This window comes from Pseudomonas sp. P116, from assembly GCF_020149425.1.
Lineage (GTDB): Bacteria > Pseudomonadota > Gammaproteobacteria > Pseudomonadales > Pseudomonadaceae > Aquipseudomonas > Aquipseudomonas anatoliensis.
In genome coordinates this window covers 364,595-377,341 of record NZ_JACVHB010000002.1, presented here as the reverse complement: position 1 = coordinate 377,341, position 12,747 = coordinate 364,595, and the positions used below count along the sequence as shown (strand labels likewise).

Annotated in this window: 15 protein-coding genes; 3 read left to right on the top strand and 12 right to left on the bottom strand. The window is 59.7% G+C overall.

The window, feature by feature from the left end; all coding sequences use genetic code 11:
• Positions 1-29 precede the first annotated feature (29 nt).
• Together ICA15_RS08035 and map are read left to right on the top strand one after the other, a co-directional pair.
• On the top strand, positions 30-257 hold the full coding sequence (locus ICA15_RS08035; protein ID WP_150615381.1) for a ParD-like family protein: 228 nt from the start codon (positions 30-32) through the stop codon (positions 255-257).
• Positions 254-1,045, top strand: a complete 792-nt coding sequence (gene map, locus ICA15_RS08030) for a type I methionyl aminopeptidase (RefSeq protein ID WP_210552928.1) — start codon at positions 254-256, stop codon at positions 1,043-1,045. The genes ICA15_RS08035 and map overlap by 4 nt, the downstream gene beginning before the upstream one ends.
• Before the next feature lie 221 nt (positions 1,046-1,266).
• Here the strand turns inward: map and ICA15_RS08025 are convergent, their stop codons facing one another.
• The 5 genes from ICA15_RS08025 to ribBA form a co-directional block, all read right to left on the bottom strand.
• On the bottom strand, positions 1,267-2,421 hold the full coding sequence (locus ICA15_RS08025; protein ID WP_210552927.1) for an ABC transporter ATP-binding protein: 1,155 nt from the start codon (positions 2,419-2,421) through the stop codon (positions 1,267-1,269).
• Between the two features lie 16 nt (positions 2,422-2,437).
• A complete protein-coding gene (locus ICA15_RS08020) occupies positions 2,438-3,247 on the bottom strand; it encodes an ABC transporter permease (RefSeq protein WP_007918021.1) in 810 nt (269 codons plus the stop codon).
• Positions 3,248-3,253: 6 nt separating this feature from the next.
• Positions 3,254-4,201: an ABC transporter permease gene (locus ICA15_RS08015; RefSeq protein WP_210553196.1), complete on the bottom strand. Its 948-nt coding sequence runs from the start codon at positions 4,199-4,201 to the stop codon at positions 3,254-3,256.
• Positions 4,198-5,223: an ABC transporter substrate-binding protein gene (locus ICA15_RS08010; RefSeq protein ID WP_210552926.1), complete on the bottom strand. Its 1,026-nt coding sequence runs from the start codon at positions 5,221-5,223 to the stop codon at positions 4,198-4,200. The genes ICA15_RS08015 and ICA15_RS08010 overlap by 4 nt, the downstream gene beginning before the upstream one ends.
• Positions 5,224-5,581: 358 nt before the next feature.
• Entirely contained in the window at positions 5,582-6,691 is a 1,110-nt protein-coding gene (gene ribBA, locus ICA15_RS08005; RefSeq protein WP_210552925.1) for a bifunctional 3,4-dihydroxy-2-butanone-4-phosphate synthase/GTP cyclohydrolase II, read from the bottom strand.
• Positions 6,692-6,760: 69 nt separating this feature from the next.
• Between ribBA and ICA15_RS08000 the strand changes: the two genes are divergently transcribed.
• Positions 6,761-7,054 (top strand): DUF1330 domain-containing protein, encoded by a 294-nt coding sequence (locus ICA15_RS08000; protein WP_150615385.1) that lies wholly within the window; start codon positions 6,761-6,763, stop codon positions 7,052-7,054.
• Positions 7,055-7,193: 139 nt separating this feature from the next.
• On the opposite strand, the gene ICA15_RS07995 is transcribed toward ICA15_RS08000, so the two are convergent.
• From ICA15_RS07995 to ICA15_RS07965, 7 genes are all read right to left on the bottom strand, one after another.
• Positions 7,194-7,757 (bottom strand): NUDIX hydrolase, encoded by a 564-nt coding sequence (locus ICA15_RS07995; RefSeq protein WP_150592145.1) that lies wholly within the window; start codon positions 7,755-7,757, stop codon positions 7,194-7,196.
• 1 nt (position 7,758) lies between these two features.
• Complete coding sequence (locus ICA15_RS07990) at positions 7,759-8,523, bottom strand: GntR family transcriptional regulator (protein ID WP_150602758.1); 765 nt, start codon at positions 8,521-8,523, stop codon at positions 7,759-7,761.
• Positions 8,524-8,581: 58 nt separating this feature from the next.
• Positions 8,582-8,971 (bottom strand): carboxymuconolactone decarboxylase family protein, encoded by a 390-nt coding sequence (locus ICA15_RS07985; protein ID WP_065259878.1) that lies wholly within the window; start codon positions 8,969-8,971, stop codon positions 8,582-8,584.
• A 129-nt stretch (positions 8,972-9,100) separates the two neighbouring features.
• The gene (locus ICA15_RS07980; RefSeq protein WP_210552924.1) at positions 9,101-9,586 is read right to left on the bottom strand and encodes a flavin reductase family protein; all 486 of its coding nucleotides are present in this window, start codon (positions 9,584-9,586) and stop codon (positions 9,101-9,103) included.
• A gap of 12 nt (positions 9,587-9,598) precedes the next feature.
• Positions 9,599-11,080 carry an aldehyde dehydrogenase gene (locus ICA15_RS07975; RefSeq protein ID WP_210552923.1) on the bottom strand — a complete coding sequence of 494 codons (1,482 nt, stop codon included), beginning with the start codon at positions 11,078-11,080 and terminating at the stop codon, positions 9,599-9,601.
• Positions 11,077-11,910, bottom strand: coding sequence for an alpha/beta fold hydrolase (locus ICA15_RS07970; RefSeq protein WP_210552922.1), 834 nt, complete (start codon positions 11,908-11,910; stop codon positions 11,077-11,079). The genes ICA15_RS07975 and ICA15_RS07970 overlap by 4 nt, the downstream gene beginning before the upstream one ends.
• Before the next feature lie 31 nt (positions 11,911-11,941).
• Positions 11,942-12,532, bottom strand: a complete 591-nt coding sequence (locus ICA15_RS07965; protein ID WP_007917992.1) for an amino acid synthesis family protein — start codon at positions 12,530-12,532, stop codon at positions 11,942-11,944.
• Positions 12,533-12,747 lie beyond the last annotated feature (215 nt).

The window sequence follows — 12,747 nt, the reverse complement described above, 5'->3', positions numbered from 1 at the left end:
ACCATATACACTTCGTATCGGATTTCACCATGGGCATCGTAAAGATTTCAGAGGATATGCACGAGAATCTGCGCATCTCCAGCAACGCACTCAGCCGCTCGATCAATGCGCAGGCCGAGCACTGGATGCGCATCGGCATGCTTGCCGAACTGCACCCCAACCTCGATCACCGCGCGATCTGCCGTTTGCTGATTCGTGCTGAACAAAACGGCGGGCTGGACCTGCAACAACTGACTCAGGAAGACGTCACGGCATGAGAAACCAGATCAAGATCAACACCCCGGCCGACATCGCTCAATCGCGCGCCGCCGGCAAACTCGCCGCGCAAGTGCTGGCGATGCTGGTGCCGCACGTCAAGGCAGGCGTCACTACCGATGACCTGGATCGGTTGTGCAACGACTACATCGTCAATGTGCAGAAAGCCATTCCTGCCAATGTCGGCTATCACGGTTTCCCGAAAACCGTGTGCGCCTCGGTCAACGATGTGGTGTGCCACGGTATCCCGTCGGGCACGCCGCTCAAGGATGGCGATATCGTCAACCTCGACATCGCCGTGATCAAGGATGGCTGGTTTGGCGATACCAGTCGCATGTACGTGGTCGGGGAGGCGACGCCTGAGGCGCAGCACCTGATCAAAACGACGTACGACGCCATGTGCGCGGGCATTCGCGTGGTAAAACCGGGCGCGACGTTGGGCGATATCGGCCACGCGATCCAGAGCCTGGCGGAGAAGGAAGGCTTCAGCGTGGTGCGTGAGTATTGCGGCCACGGGATCGGCAAGGTTTATCACGATGACCCGCAGATCCTGCATTACGGCTTCCCGAATCAGGGCATGAAGCTCAAGGCCGGGATGATTTTTACCGTTGAGCCGATGCTCAATGCCGGTAAACGCCATGTGAAGAACATGCCGGATGGCTGGACCGTGCTGACCAAGGATGGCTCGTTGTCGGCGCAGTGGGAGCATATGGTGGCGGTGACGGAAACGGGGTTTGAAGTGCTGACGGCTTGGCCGGATGAGATTGAGGGTTTTACCCCGATCGTCTGAGCACCGCAAAATCACTGTGGGAGCGAGCCTGCTCGCGAAGAGGCCGTCTCAGTCAACATCAACATTGAATGACACACCGCATTCGCGAGCAGGCTCGCTCCCACATTCGGAATATATTCTTGTAGGAGCTGTCGAGTGAAACGAGGCTGCGATCTTTTGATCTTGTTTTTTCACAGCAAGATCAAAAGATCGCAGCCTGCGGCAGCTCCTACAGGGGGGGCTCAGTGGGCTCCGGCGGCTTTGTTCAGATCGCTTTCAGTCCATTCGGTGTAGACGCAAGCGTCGGCGGTGGCCCAGCGTACCTGCACCGGATCCCCAGCCTTGAGCGGCATGCCCGCCGCCGACAACGCCTTGACCGTCATCGAAGTCCCGCCCGACGTCACCACACTGCACGTCTGGCTCTCACCCAGAAACAGCACCTCGACAACCTTCGCGGACACTTCATTCCAACCCGCCGCCAGCGGTTCACTGATCGCTTGCGATACGCTCAACGCCAGCGCCTTCTCCGGGCGCACCATCAGCAACACATCCTGATCAGTATGCAATCCGGCCGTCAGTCGAATAGACAGCGATTGCCCTTCAAACGAAGCAGCCGCATTGCCCTGCGCCTTGAGTTTGAGGAAGTTCGAGTTGCCAAGAAACGACGCAACAAACGCATTCGGCGGGTTCTGATAAAGGTCATACCCGCTGCCCAAACCGACAATCTTGCCGTGGCTGAAAATCGCGATGCGCTGCGACAAGCGCATCGCTTCTTCCTGATCGTGGGTCACGTAGACGATGGTGATGCCTAGACGCCGATGCAACTGGCGCAGTTCATCCTGCAAATCTTCACGCAGCTTTTTGTCCAGCGCACCCAGCGGTTCGTCCATCAGCAGAATGCGTGGCTCGTAAACCAGTGCACGAGCAATTGCTACACGCTGCTGTTGGCCACCGGACAGTTGCGAAGGACGGCGATGGGCGAACTGTTCGAGCTGCACTAGTTTCAACATCGCATCGACACGCCGTTCGCGTTCGGCAGTCGCGAGTTTGCGGATCGCCAACGGGAACGCAATGTTGTCGCGCACCGACAGATGCGGGAACAGCGAATAACGCTGGAACACCATGCCAATGTCGCGCTTGTGCGGCGGCACGTTGACCAGCGACTGACCGTTGACGAGGATCTCGCCGCTGCTCGGCGTTTCGAAACCGGCAAGCATCGATAGCGTGGTGCTTTTGCCGGAGCCGCTGGAGCCGAGGAAGGTGAGGAATTCACCGTCCTTGATGTCCAGCGAGATGTCGTCCACGGCAGCAAAGTCGCCGTAGTGCTTGTTCAGGTTGCGCAGGCTGACCAGGGGTTTGTCGTTCTGCTGGGATGCGTCTTTGATCACGGCACTCATGTCGTACTCCTGGCGCTCAAGCGCTGATTTCGTTGCGCCGGCGCAGAGCGGCGGCGATCACCATGACCAATACTGACAGCCCGATCAGCAGCGTCGAAGCGACGGCGATCACCGGTGTCAGGTCTTGACGCAGGGTGGTCCACATTTTTACGGGAAGGGTTTGCAGCGTCGGGCTGGCCATCATCACGCTGAGCACCACTTCGTCCCACGAAACCAGGAAGGCGAAGAGGGCGCCGGCGACCATGCCCGGACGAATCGCCGGGAACGTCACCTTGAATACCGCTTGCAGGCGTGAGGCCCCGCAGATCACCGCTGCGTCTTCAATCGACTGATCGAACAGCTTCAACGAGTTGATGATCGAGATGATGGTGAACGGCAGTGCGACGATCACATGGCTGACGACGAAGGCGAACATCGTCCCGGTGTAACCGAGCTTGAGAAACAGCGCGTACACCGCCACGGCAATGATCACCAGCGGCACGATCATCGGCAGGGTGAACAGGCCGTAGAGCATCTCGCGGCCGGGAAAACGCCCACGCACCAAGGCAAACGCCGTCGGCAAACCGAGGGCCACGGCGCAGATCGTCGTCAGTACCGCGACCTTGAGGCTGGCCGCAGCGGCGTTCATCCAGTCCGGGTTGGAGAAGAACTGGCCGTACCATTTCAGCGTCCAGCCCGGAGGCGGGAACACCAGCCACTGGGATGAACCGAACGACAGCAGCACGATAAAGACGATCGGCAACAGCAAAAACAGACCGATCAACCCGGTGGTGGCGTAGAGGCCGAAACGCATGCGCCGGCTCATTGCGTTGGGAGTCAGGAGCATGTCGGCTTACCTCGCGTTACTGGCGCCAACCGGGGATTCCGGCTGAAGCTTCAGGTAGAAGTAGAACAGCACCAGCGTGATCGCGATCAGCAACGCGGCGCCGGCACTGGCCAGGCCCCAATTGAGGAACGATTGCACCTGCTGAATGATGAACTCCGGCAGCATCATGTTCTGCGCCCCGCCGAGCAGCGCCGGGGTGACGTAGTAACCGAGCGACATCACGAACACCATCAAGCCGCCGGACGCCAGACCTGGCCGGCACAGCGGCAGGAACACCCGGAAGAAATTGGTCCAGGGACTGGCGCCGCAGATCGAGCCGGCCTGCAGAATCATCGGGTCGATGGCCTGCATGGTCGCCTGCAACGGCAGCACGATGAACGGGATCATGATGTAGCTCATGCCGATCACCACACCGGTCAGGTTGTGCACCATTTCCAGCGGCTGATCAATGATGCCCATCGCCATCAGCGCTTTGTTGATCACCCCCGAAGCTTGCAGCAGCACCAGCCACGAATAGGTGCGGGCGAGCAGGCTGGTCCACATCGACAGCAGCACGATGTTGAGAATCCAGCGCCCCCAGCCGCGTGGCACCAACGTGATCGCCCAGGCCAGCGGAAAGCCCAACAGCAGACTGAACACCGTTACCAGCCCGGCCACCGAAAAGGTGTTGAGCAGCACTCGGGCGTACGCCGAGTTAGCGAACAGTTGTTCATAGTTGCCCAGGCCAGGCACAGGTTCCAGCACGCCGCGCAACAGCAGGCCAATCAGCGGCGCAAGAAAGAACAGGCCGAGAAACAGCATCGCCGGGAGGAGGTTGCCGGCACCGCGCCAGCGTTGTTTGAGGGACTCGGCTTGCGGCATCGCAATCGCCTTTTTGCCTTCGGCCGAGCCGGCAGCGCGTGCGGCGCTCCCGGTGGCAGTGGAGGGACGGGACGCAGTGGCCGCCATTTTCATTTGACCAGCCATTCGTTCCACCGTGTCGCGATGGCCGGACCGTTCTTGGCCCAGTACGCGAAATCAAGAGTGATCTGATCCTTAGCGTAGGCAGTCGGCAGGTTGGGGGCGAGCGTCGAATCCAGACGCTCCACACTGTCGAGGTTGACCGGGGCGTAGGCGGTCAGGTTGGAGAAGTCGGCCTGACCCTTGGCGCTGCTGGCGTTGGCCAGAAACTTCATCGCCGCGTCCTTGTTTTTCGAGCCTTTGGGAATGACCAGAATGTCGGCCATGACCAGGTTCTGTTTCCAGCTCACGCCGACTGGCGCGCCGTCCTCTTGCAGAGCGTGAATGCGGCCGTTCCAGAACTGGCCCATGCTCGCTTCGCCGGATGCCAGCAGTTGCTGCGACTGCGCGCCGCCGCCCCACCAGACGATGTTTTTCTTGATGGTGTCGAGTTTCTTGAAGGCGCGATCCAGATCCAGCGGATAGAGCTTGTCGGCGGCTACGCCATCGGCCAGCAGCGCCAGTTCGAGTACGCCGGGGCTTGGCCATTTGTACAGGGCGCGTTTGCCGGGGTAGGTCTTCGTGTCGAACAGGGCGCTCCAGTCCTGCGGCTTGTTGGCGCCGAGTTTGCTCTCGTTGTAGCCGAGGACGAAGGAGAAGAAGAATGAGCCGACGCCGTGATCGCTGACAAAACGCGGGTCGATTTTGTCGCGCTGGATGACTTTGAAATCGAGGGGTTCGAGCAGGCCTTCAGCCGCAGCGCGCAGGGCGAAATCGGCTTCGACATCGACCACGTCCCATTGCACGTTGCCGCTTTCAACCATGGCTTTGAGTTTGCCGTAGTCGGTCGGGCCATCCTGAACGACGGTGATGCCGCTGGCCTTGCTGAACGGATCAGCCCAGGCCTGTTTTTGCGCATCCTGGGTGCTTCCGCCCCAACTGACAAAATTCACGCTTTCGGCGGCCATTGCAGCCTGGCCGGTAACGCTGAGCAGTCCCGCAAAAAAGATCGCGGTTGCAGCTTTGTTCAACACCATGTTCACGCCCTCATTGTTGTGTTTTTGAGCGGGCTTGCGTTGTTGCCCGCCTGTCGGGAGCAGTAGATGGACGTTCGTTGGAGTGTCCGGTCTATGGAATATCATATTATGGTATTCCAAACTTTCTGCAAGCACTTTGCCTGACCGGTTATCTGGCGAAGTAGTTTTTTGGGGGGGCACCGAAGATGTGCAGTGGATGAAATTGTGGCGAGGGGATTTATCCCCGTTGGGCTGCGGAGCAGCCCTGAAAGCGGAAAACGCGCTATTCCTGAAGGATCGCGTTGGCAGGATTTGGGGCCGCTTCGCAGCCCAACGGGGATAAATCCCCTCACCACAGGGGCTCATCGATAACTGTGGGTTATTTGGTGTAGGGGATGCTCTCGACCACTTCCAGGTCATACCCCGTCAACCCCGCATATTTCAGCGGCGGCCCAAGATGCCGCAGCTTGCCGACCCCAAGGTTCTGCAGAATCTGCGCCCCAGTCCCCACTTCTGAATAAATCCGCGACTGCGACCGGCTGAACTGCCGGGGCGGTTGAGTCAGTTGCGGAACCCGCTCCAGCAACGCCTGTGAAGACTCATGATTGGCCAGCACCACAACCACTCCATGACCCTCTGCCGCGACCCGCTGCAGCGCCGCCCACAGCGTCCAGTTGCTTGGCCCGCTGTAGTCGGCACCGACCAGATCACGCAGCGGATCGATCACGTGCACGCGCACCAGCGTCGGTTGTTCGCGGCGCACATCACCCATGACCATCGCCATGTGCACGCCGCCCTCGATACGGTCTTCAAAGGTGATCAGGCGGAACGTGCCATGCACCGTCGGCAGGTCGCGTTCGCCAATACGTTCGATGGTGTGCTCGGTGCTCAAACGATGGTGGATCAGGTCGGCAATGGTGCCGATCTTGATCCCGTGCTGGCGCGCAAACACTTCCAGATCCGGGCGACGAGCCATGGTGCCGTCGTCGTTCATCACTTCGACGATGACCGAGGCCGGCGTAAAACCGGCCAGTCTGGCCAGATCGCAACCTGCCTCCGTATGGCCGGCGCGGGTCAGCACGCCACCTTCCTTGGCGCGCAGCGGGAAGATGTGGCCGGGCTGCACCAGGTCTTCGGCGCTGGCGTTCGGGGCCACCGCGGCTGCCACCGTGCAGGCGCGATCCGCTGCAGAAATACCGGTGGTCACGCCAACCGCCGCTTCAATCGACACGGTAAACGCGGTGCTGAACACGCTGCCATTGCTCGGCACCATCTGCTCCAGACCTAGCCGCTGGCAATGTTCGTCGGTCAACGTCAGGCAGATCAGGCCGCGTGCTTCACGGGCCATGAAGCTGATCGCCTCGGGCGTGCAACAGTCGGCGGCCAGCAACAGGTCGCCTTCGTTTTCCCGATCTTCGTCATCGACCAGCAAGACCATTTTGCCGAGGCGATAATCTGCGATGATTTCTTCGATGCTGTTGAAGGCCATGCTGGACTCTCAGTGTTTGTTGGAAATATTATTGGTATACCATAATACATAATCAGCAAAGAGGTCACTATGAAGGCGTACTGGATTGCTCACGTAGACATTGCCGATCCCGACCACTACAGCCAATACACCCAGCGCGGACCGAAGGCGTTTGCGGAGTTTGGTGGGCGGTTTTTGGCCAGAGGCGGTCGCAGCGAGGCGATGGAAGGACGCAAGACCCCGCAGCGCAGCGTGGTGATCGAGTTTGATAGCTATGAACAAGCGGTGGCGTGCTACCACTCGGCGGCGTATCAAGAGGCGAAAAGTTACCGCGAGGGATGGGCGAGGGCGGAAATCATCATTGTCGAAGGCGTTGCCCCCTAACCGAACATACGATCACCCTGTAGGAGCTGCCGAAGGCTCGGGCCGCGATCGGACGATCTTTTGATGTTGTTTTTCTAAAGACAAGATCAAAAGATCGCAGCCTTCGGCAGCTCCTACAGGGGCTACGTCGTTTGGGGGATTAGCGGATGAAATGGATCTTGCCGCTGTCGTCATTGCCCACATAGATCCCGTAAACCCCAGCCTGGCGTTCCTCGATATAGCGTTCGAGGATCTGCCGGATCGCCGGGTAATAGATCTGTTCCCACGGAATATCTTCCGGAGCGAAGAACTTATAGTCGAGGGTTTCCGGGCCAAACTGGCCGGTGATCTCCAGCGCGATGGCGCGGAAGATGATGTACACCTCGCTGATCTTCGGCACGCTGAAAATCGAGTAGGGCGAGAGGATTTCCGCGCGCACGCCGCTTTCTTCCCAGACTTCACGCAGCGCGGCCTGCTCGGTGGTTTCGCCGCTTTCCATGAAGCCTGCGGGCAGCGTCCAGGTGCCCGGGCGCGGGGGAATCGCCCGTTGGCACAAGAGGTATTTGCCGTCCTGCTCAATGATGCAGCCGGCGATGATCTTCGGATTGACGTAGTGGATGAAGCCGCAACCGCGGCACATCAGGCGCTCGTGCGTATCGCCCGGCGGTACCTGCTGACCGAGATCAGGGCCACCGCACTTTGGGCAAAAGCTCGGGCTGAACATGTCAGTGACCTATACGAGGTTCTTTGAGCGCGATGGGCAGGGTGATCGGTGGCGTGCCTTTGACGGCGACACCGGTTTCTTCCTGCTTGCGCTTGAGATAGTCGAGAGCAACGGCAGCGGCAGCGCGAACGTGATCCACGCAAGCCTGATGCGCCAGCAGCGGATCACCGCTCTTGATCGCTTCGACCATTTTTTCCATTTCCTGATTACTCGCGCCGCGACGGTTTTCCTGAGACACCGAGGTCGCGCGCAGGTAGCTGATGCGCGCCTGCAACTGACGCAACTGAGTGGCCGCGACATGGTTGCCCGAACCTTCCAGCAGCACATCGTAGAAACCTTGTACCGAGTCGATCACTTGCTGCAATTCGCCGTCCTTGAGCGCCTTGCGGTTCTCGTCGAGGGCTTTCTCCAGGGCTTTGATGTCCTTGGCTTTGGCGCGCAGGGTGAACAGTTGCACGATCAAGCCTTCCAGCACGCAACGCAGTTCGTAGATATCGACGGCATCGGCGAGGGTGATGATGGCGACGCGGGGGCCCTTGGCATCGGCGAACTCCACCAGGCCTTCGGATTCAAGGTGCCGCAAGGCTTCGCGCACCGACGTACGGCTGACGCCCAGGCGATCACACAGATCGCGTTCGACCAGACGATCCCCTGGCATAAGCTGGAAATTCATGATCGCGCTACGCAGTTTATCCAGCACGATTTCGCGCAGGGTAACGGGGTTGCGATTGACCTTGAAGCTGTCGTCGAGTGGCTGGCGTTTCATGGGGTCCGCTCTTTACTGTGGCTGTCCATGCCAGACGGGCATCAAAACAGCCGAGGGGTTAACTGGATGCCTCGGCGTCGGCTTCGGCAAAGGCTTCACGGGCGAGCCGGAAACTGTCCACGGCCGCCGGGACGCCGCAATAAATGCCGACTTGAAGCAGAATTTCGCGTATTTGCTCACGACTCAGGCCGTTACGCAAGGCGCCACGCACATGCAGCTTGAGTTCGTGCGGGCGGTTGAGCGCCGAGATCATCGCCAGGTTGATCATGCTGCGTTCCTTGAGCGACAAACCCTCGCGACCCCAGACATGGCCCCAGCAGTATTCGGTGACCATTTCCTGCAACGGGCGGGTGAAGTCGTCGGCGTTCTCTATTGAGCGTTGCACATAGGCTTCGCCCAATACCTGAGTGCGGATCTTCAGGCCTTTTTCGTATTTTTCATTGTTCATCATTCCTCCTCACACACATTCCCCTGTAGGAGCTGCCGAAGGCTGCGATCTTTTGATCTTGTCTTTAAAAATCAAAGTCAAAAGATCGCAGCCTTCGGCAGCTCCTACACAGGGAATTGTGTGAATCCGTCAGGCCAAGGTTGGCAGGGGACCTAGCTTGCCCTTGTGATAAATCATCGGCGTCACTGGTTGCTCGGGCAGGATCAGATTTTTCACCGCGCCAACGATGATCGCGTGATCGCCGCCATCGTATTCACGCCACAACTCGCACTCGATGATCGCCGTAGCCTTGGCCAATATCGGGTTGCCCAGTTCGCTCAAATGCCACTCGATGTCTTTGGCCTTGTCCTTGCCTTTACCGGCAAAAGCGTAGGCCTCGGCGGTCTGCTCGGCTGAGAGCAAATGAATGGCGAAGCGCTTGCTGTCGCGCAAGATCGGGTAGGTGTCGGAAGCGTAATTAGGGCAGAACAGCACCAATGCCGGGTCAATCGACAGTGCGCTGAAGGCGCTCGCGGTGATGCCGACGATGCCGCCGTCCGGGTCGAGGGCGGTGACCACCGTGACGCCGGACGGAAACGAGCTCATCACGTCTTTATATATGCCGGGTTCGATCATGTCGCAGGTCTCCTAGCGCATCACAAACGGATCAGGCATTGGCGCCTGAGAAAGGTTGATCCACACCGTTTTCAGTTCGGTGTAGGCCAGCACCGAATCGATGCCGCTTTCGCGTCCATAGCCACTGTTCTTGAAGCCGCCAATCGGCGCCATGGCCGACACCGCGCGGTAGGTGTTGACCCAGATAATCCCCGACCGCACATCCCGAGCGAGGCGATGGGCGCGGCCCAGGTCACGGGTCCAGATACCGGCGGCGAGGCCAAACTGTGAATCGTTGGCGATGGCCAGCGCTTCGGTTTCATCTTTAAAGCGAATGACCGAGGCGACAGGGCCGAAGACTTCTTCCTGCATGATCTTCATCGAATTGCTGTCGCACACGAACAGTGTCGGCTCGTAGAACCAGCCGTCACCAAGCCCCGTCGGACGCTTGCCACCGGTACGCAAAACTGCACCTTCGGCAAGGGCATCGGCGACCAGACCTTCAACCACCGCGAGCTGCTGTGCGGTGGCCATCGGGCCCATTTCACTGCTGTCTTCCTGCGGGTTGCCGATGCGAATGCGCTGGGCGCGCTCGACCAGTCGACTGACGAACTCGTCGTAGATTTCGTCCTGCACCAACAGCCGCGAGCCGGACACACAACTCTGACCGGATGCCGCGTAAATCCCGGCAATCGCGCCGTTGATCGCGCTGTCCAGATCGGCGTCGGCGAAGATGATGTTCGGCGACTTGCCGCCGAGTTCCAGCGACAACTTGGCGAAGTTCTCGGCACTGCTGCGCACCACATGCCGAGCTGTGGCCGCTCCGCCGGTGAAGGCGATTTTGCGGATCAGCGGATGACGGGTGAGGGCGGCGCCGGTGCTCGGGCCGTAACCGGTGACGACGTTGACCACGCCTGGCGGAATCCCGGCTTCGAGGGCCAGGCGCGCCAGCTCAAGAATGGTCGCCGAAGCGTGCTCCGATGGCTTGATCACGATGGTGTTGCCGGCGGCGAGGGCGGGGGCGAGTTTGATCGCGGTCAGATAGAGCGGGCTGTTCCACGGAATGATCGCGGCGACCACACCCATGGCTTCGTGCACCGTGTAGGCGAACAGATCCGGCTTATCCAGCGGCAAGGTGCCGCCTTCGAGCTTGTCGGCAAGCCCTGCGGTGTAGTGGAAAAATTCTGGCAGATAACTGACCTGACCACGGGTTTCGCGGATCAGTTTGCCGTTGTCGCGGCTTTCCAGTTGCGCCAGTTGTTCCTTGTTCTCGGCGATCAAGTCACCGAGACGACGCAGCAGTTTGCCGCGCGCAGTGGCGGTCAGACCACGCCACGCCGGGCTGTCGAAAGCGTTTTGCGCCGATTGCACGGCGCGTTCGACGTCAGCTTCATCAGCGTCGGGCAATTCGGCCCAGGCTTGGGCCGTGGCCGGGTTGAGGCTTTCGAAAGTCTTGCCGGAGAGGGCGTCGACCCATTCTCCGCCGATGCACATCTGGAAGCGTGCGAGCGTCATGCAACGATCCCCTTTATTTGGTTTTGTCGGGAGTGTGCGAATTCGAGAAATTCCAGCAGTGTCTGGTTGACCAGACGCGGCGACTCTACGGGCATCATATGCCGTTGCTCGGGCAGCACGGCAACCTTGGCGCCGGGGATGCGCAGGGCCAGTTGCTCGGCCATTTCCGGGGTCGAGCCCGGATCGAGCTCACCGGTGGCGATCAGCGTCGGCGCCTGAATGCTGCCCAGGTCTTCGGCGCGATACATGTCTTGGGTGGCGAACAGCTCGTAAGTGGTCAGGTAACCCTGCGGATCGTTGTTCGCCAGGGTCTGACGCAACGCGGCGATCTGCGCCGGATTCGCTGCCTGATATTCGCGGCTGAACCAGCGTGAAAGCGCCGCTTCGGCATTGGCATCAGGGCCGTGTTCGGCCGCCTGAGCGGTGCGTTCGATGACGCCATTACGCTGCTCTTCGCTGCGATTGAACACACTGTTAAGCACCACCAGGCTTTGCAGGCGCTGCGGGTAATGCAGGGCAAACGCCCGCGCCACCAGACCGCCCATGGAGAAGCCGATCACCGCTGCCTCAGGCAAGTTCAAGTGATCGAGCAGCTCCAGCAACTGATCGGCATAACCGAGCAGGTTGGTGCCGCTGGCCGGTCGTGGGCTGGCACCGTGGCCGAGCATGTCGTAGGCGATCACCTGATATTGGCTGGCGAGGCCGACAATCTGGCCGCCCCACATTTCTTTGTTCAGGCCCACGCCGTGGATCAAAACCACGGGCTGGCCTTGGCCGGTCGCCAGGTAACTGGTGCCAGCCGGGGTGAGTTCAGCGGTGAGCCGAATCATGGAGCGCTCCTGCTTGCCTTTTTTATTGTGATTACTGGGCTTTTTCGGCGGCCAGTTCTTCCAGATCGATGTAGCGGTTACCGATGCGCGGGTGCAGGCGACCACCGTCGGCGCAACCCAGCACGACGACGATTTCGTCGGCGCGCGGCGCGTCTTCGATCTGCATTTCCAGGGTGATGTAGTGCGAACGCTGGCCTTCGTCGTCTTTGTGCATCATCGGGATTTGAATCGAGGTACCCGGGCCGCCGCGCTTGTTGGTGAAGCTCAGGTAGCTCTTTGCGTTGACCGCTTCGCGGTAGTGGTTGCCGAAGCGCAGGGTGTGGATCACGGCGGAGGCGTGCTCGATCTCGCCATCAGCGCCGACGACAGCGGCTTTGCCGTAGGCCTCGATTTTTTCTGCGCCGCCAATGATCCCCACCAGTCGCTCAACCATCAGCGCGCCGAGGTCGGAGCAGTTGGCGCGGATCTGCGGCTTGAGGTCTTCAACAAAGCCGTTGCCCACCCAAGGGTTTTTCATCACCACGGCGAGACCAACCATGGTCACTGGCTTGTCGGTGGCTTTGCCGCCTTCGATGAAGGTTTCTTCGACATAGCTGACGATCTTGCGAATTTCGAAACTCATGAGCTGCTCCGGTGGAGGATTGAAAGTGTCTGTCCGTCTGATGGTATACCATAATACCTGTCGCGCAAGTCCCCCTTGCGAGTTTTGCGTCATCCATCCGGCGAATGGCGGTGCATTCAGCCGCCGTCGCAATCCATCGGAGCGGAGGCGATTTATATGTAGGAGCTGCGGCACGCTGCGATCTTTTGATCCTGTTTTTAAACATCAGGATCAAA

Bases quoted from the DNA above. Each gene is read 5' to 3' on its own strand.
- ICA15_RS08035 (WP_150615381.1), top strand. From the start codon at position 30: ATGGGCATCGTAAAGATTTCAGAGGATATGCACGAGAATCTGCGCATC.
- map (WP_210552928.1), top strand. From the start codon at position 254: ATGAGAAACCAGATCAAGATCAACACCCCGGCCGACATCGCTCAATCG.
- ICA15_RS08025 (WP_210552927.1), bottom strand. From the start codon at position 2,421: ATGAGTGCCGTGATCAAAGACGCATCCCAGCAGAACGACAAACCCCTG.
- ICA15_RS08020 (WP_007918021.1), bottom strand. From the start codon at position 3,247: ATGCTCCTGACTCCCAACGCAATGAGCCGGCGCATGCGTTTCGGCCTC.
- ICA15_RS08015 (WP_210553196.1), bottom strand. From the start codon at position 4,201: ATGAAAATGGCGGCCACTGCGTCCCGTCCCTCCACTGCCACCGGGAGC.
- ICA15_RS08010 (WP_210552926.1), bottom strand. From the start codon at position 5,223: ATGGTGTTGAACAAAGCTGCAACCGCGATCTTTTTTGCGGGACTGCTC.
- ribBA (WP_210552925.1), bottom strand. From the start codon at position 6,691: ATGGCCTTCAACAGCATCGAAGAAATCATCGCAGATTATCGCCTCGGC.
- ICA15_RS08000 (WP_150615385.1), top strand. From the start codon at position 6,761: ATGAAGGCGTACTGGATTGCTCACGTAGACATTGCCGATCCCGACCAC.
- ICA15_RS07995 (WP_150592145.1), bottom strand. From the start codon at position 7,757: ATGTTCAGCCCGAGCTTTTGCCCAAAGTGCGGTGGCCCTGATCTCGGT.
- ICA15_RS07990 (WP_150602758.1), bottom strand. From the start codon at position 8,523: ATGAAACGCCAGCCACTCGACGACAGCTTCAAGGTCAATCGCAACCCC.
- ICA15_RS07985 (WP_065259878.1), bottom strand. From the start codon at position 8,971: ATGAACAATGAAAAATACGAAAAAGGCCTGAAGATCCGCACTCAGGTA.
- ICA15_RS07980 (WP_210552924.1), bottom strand. From the start codon at position 9,586: ATGATCGAACCCGGCATATATAAAGACGTGATGAGCTCGTTTCCGTCC.
- ICA15_RS07975 (WP_210552923.1), bottom strand. From the start codon at position 11,080: ATGACGCTCGCACGCTTCCAGATGTGCATCGGCGGAGAATGGGTCGAC.
- ICA15_RS07970 (WP_210552922.1), bottom strand. From the start codon at position 11,910: ATGATTCGGCTCACCGCTGAACTCACCCCGGCTGGCACCAGTTACCTG.
- ICA15_RS07965 (WP_007917992.1), bottom strand. From the start codon at position 12,532: ATGAGTTTCGAAATTCGCAAGATCGTCAGCTATGTCGAAGAAACCTTC.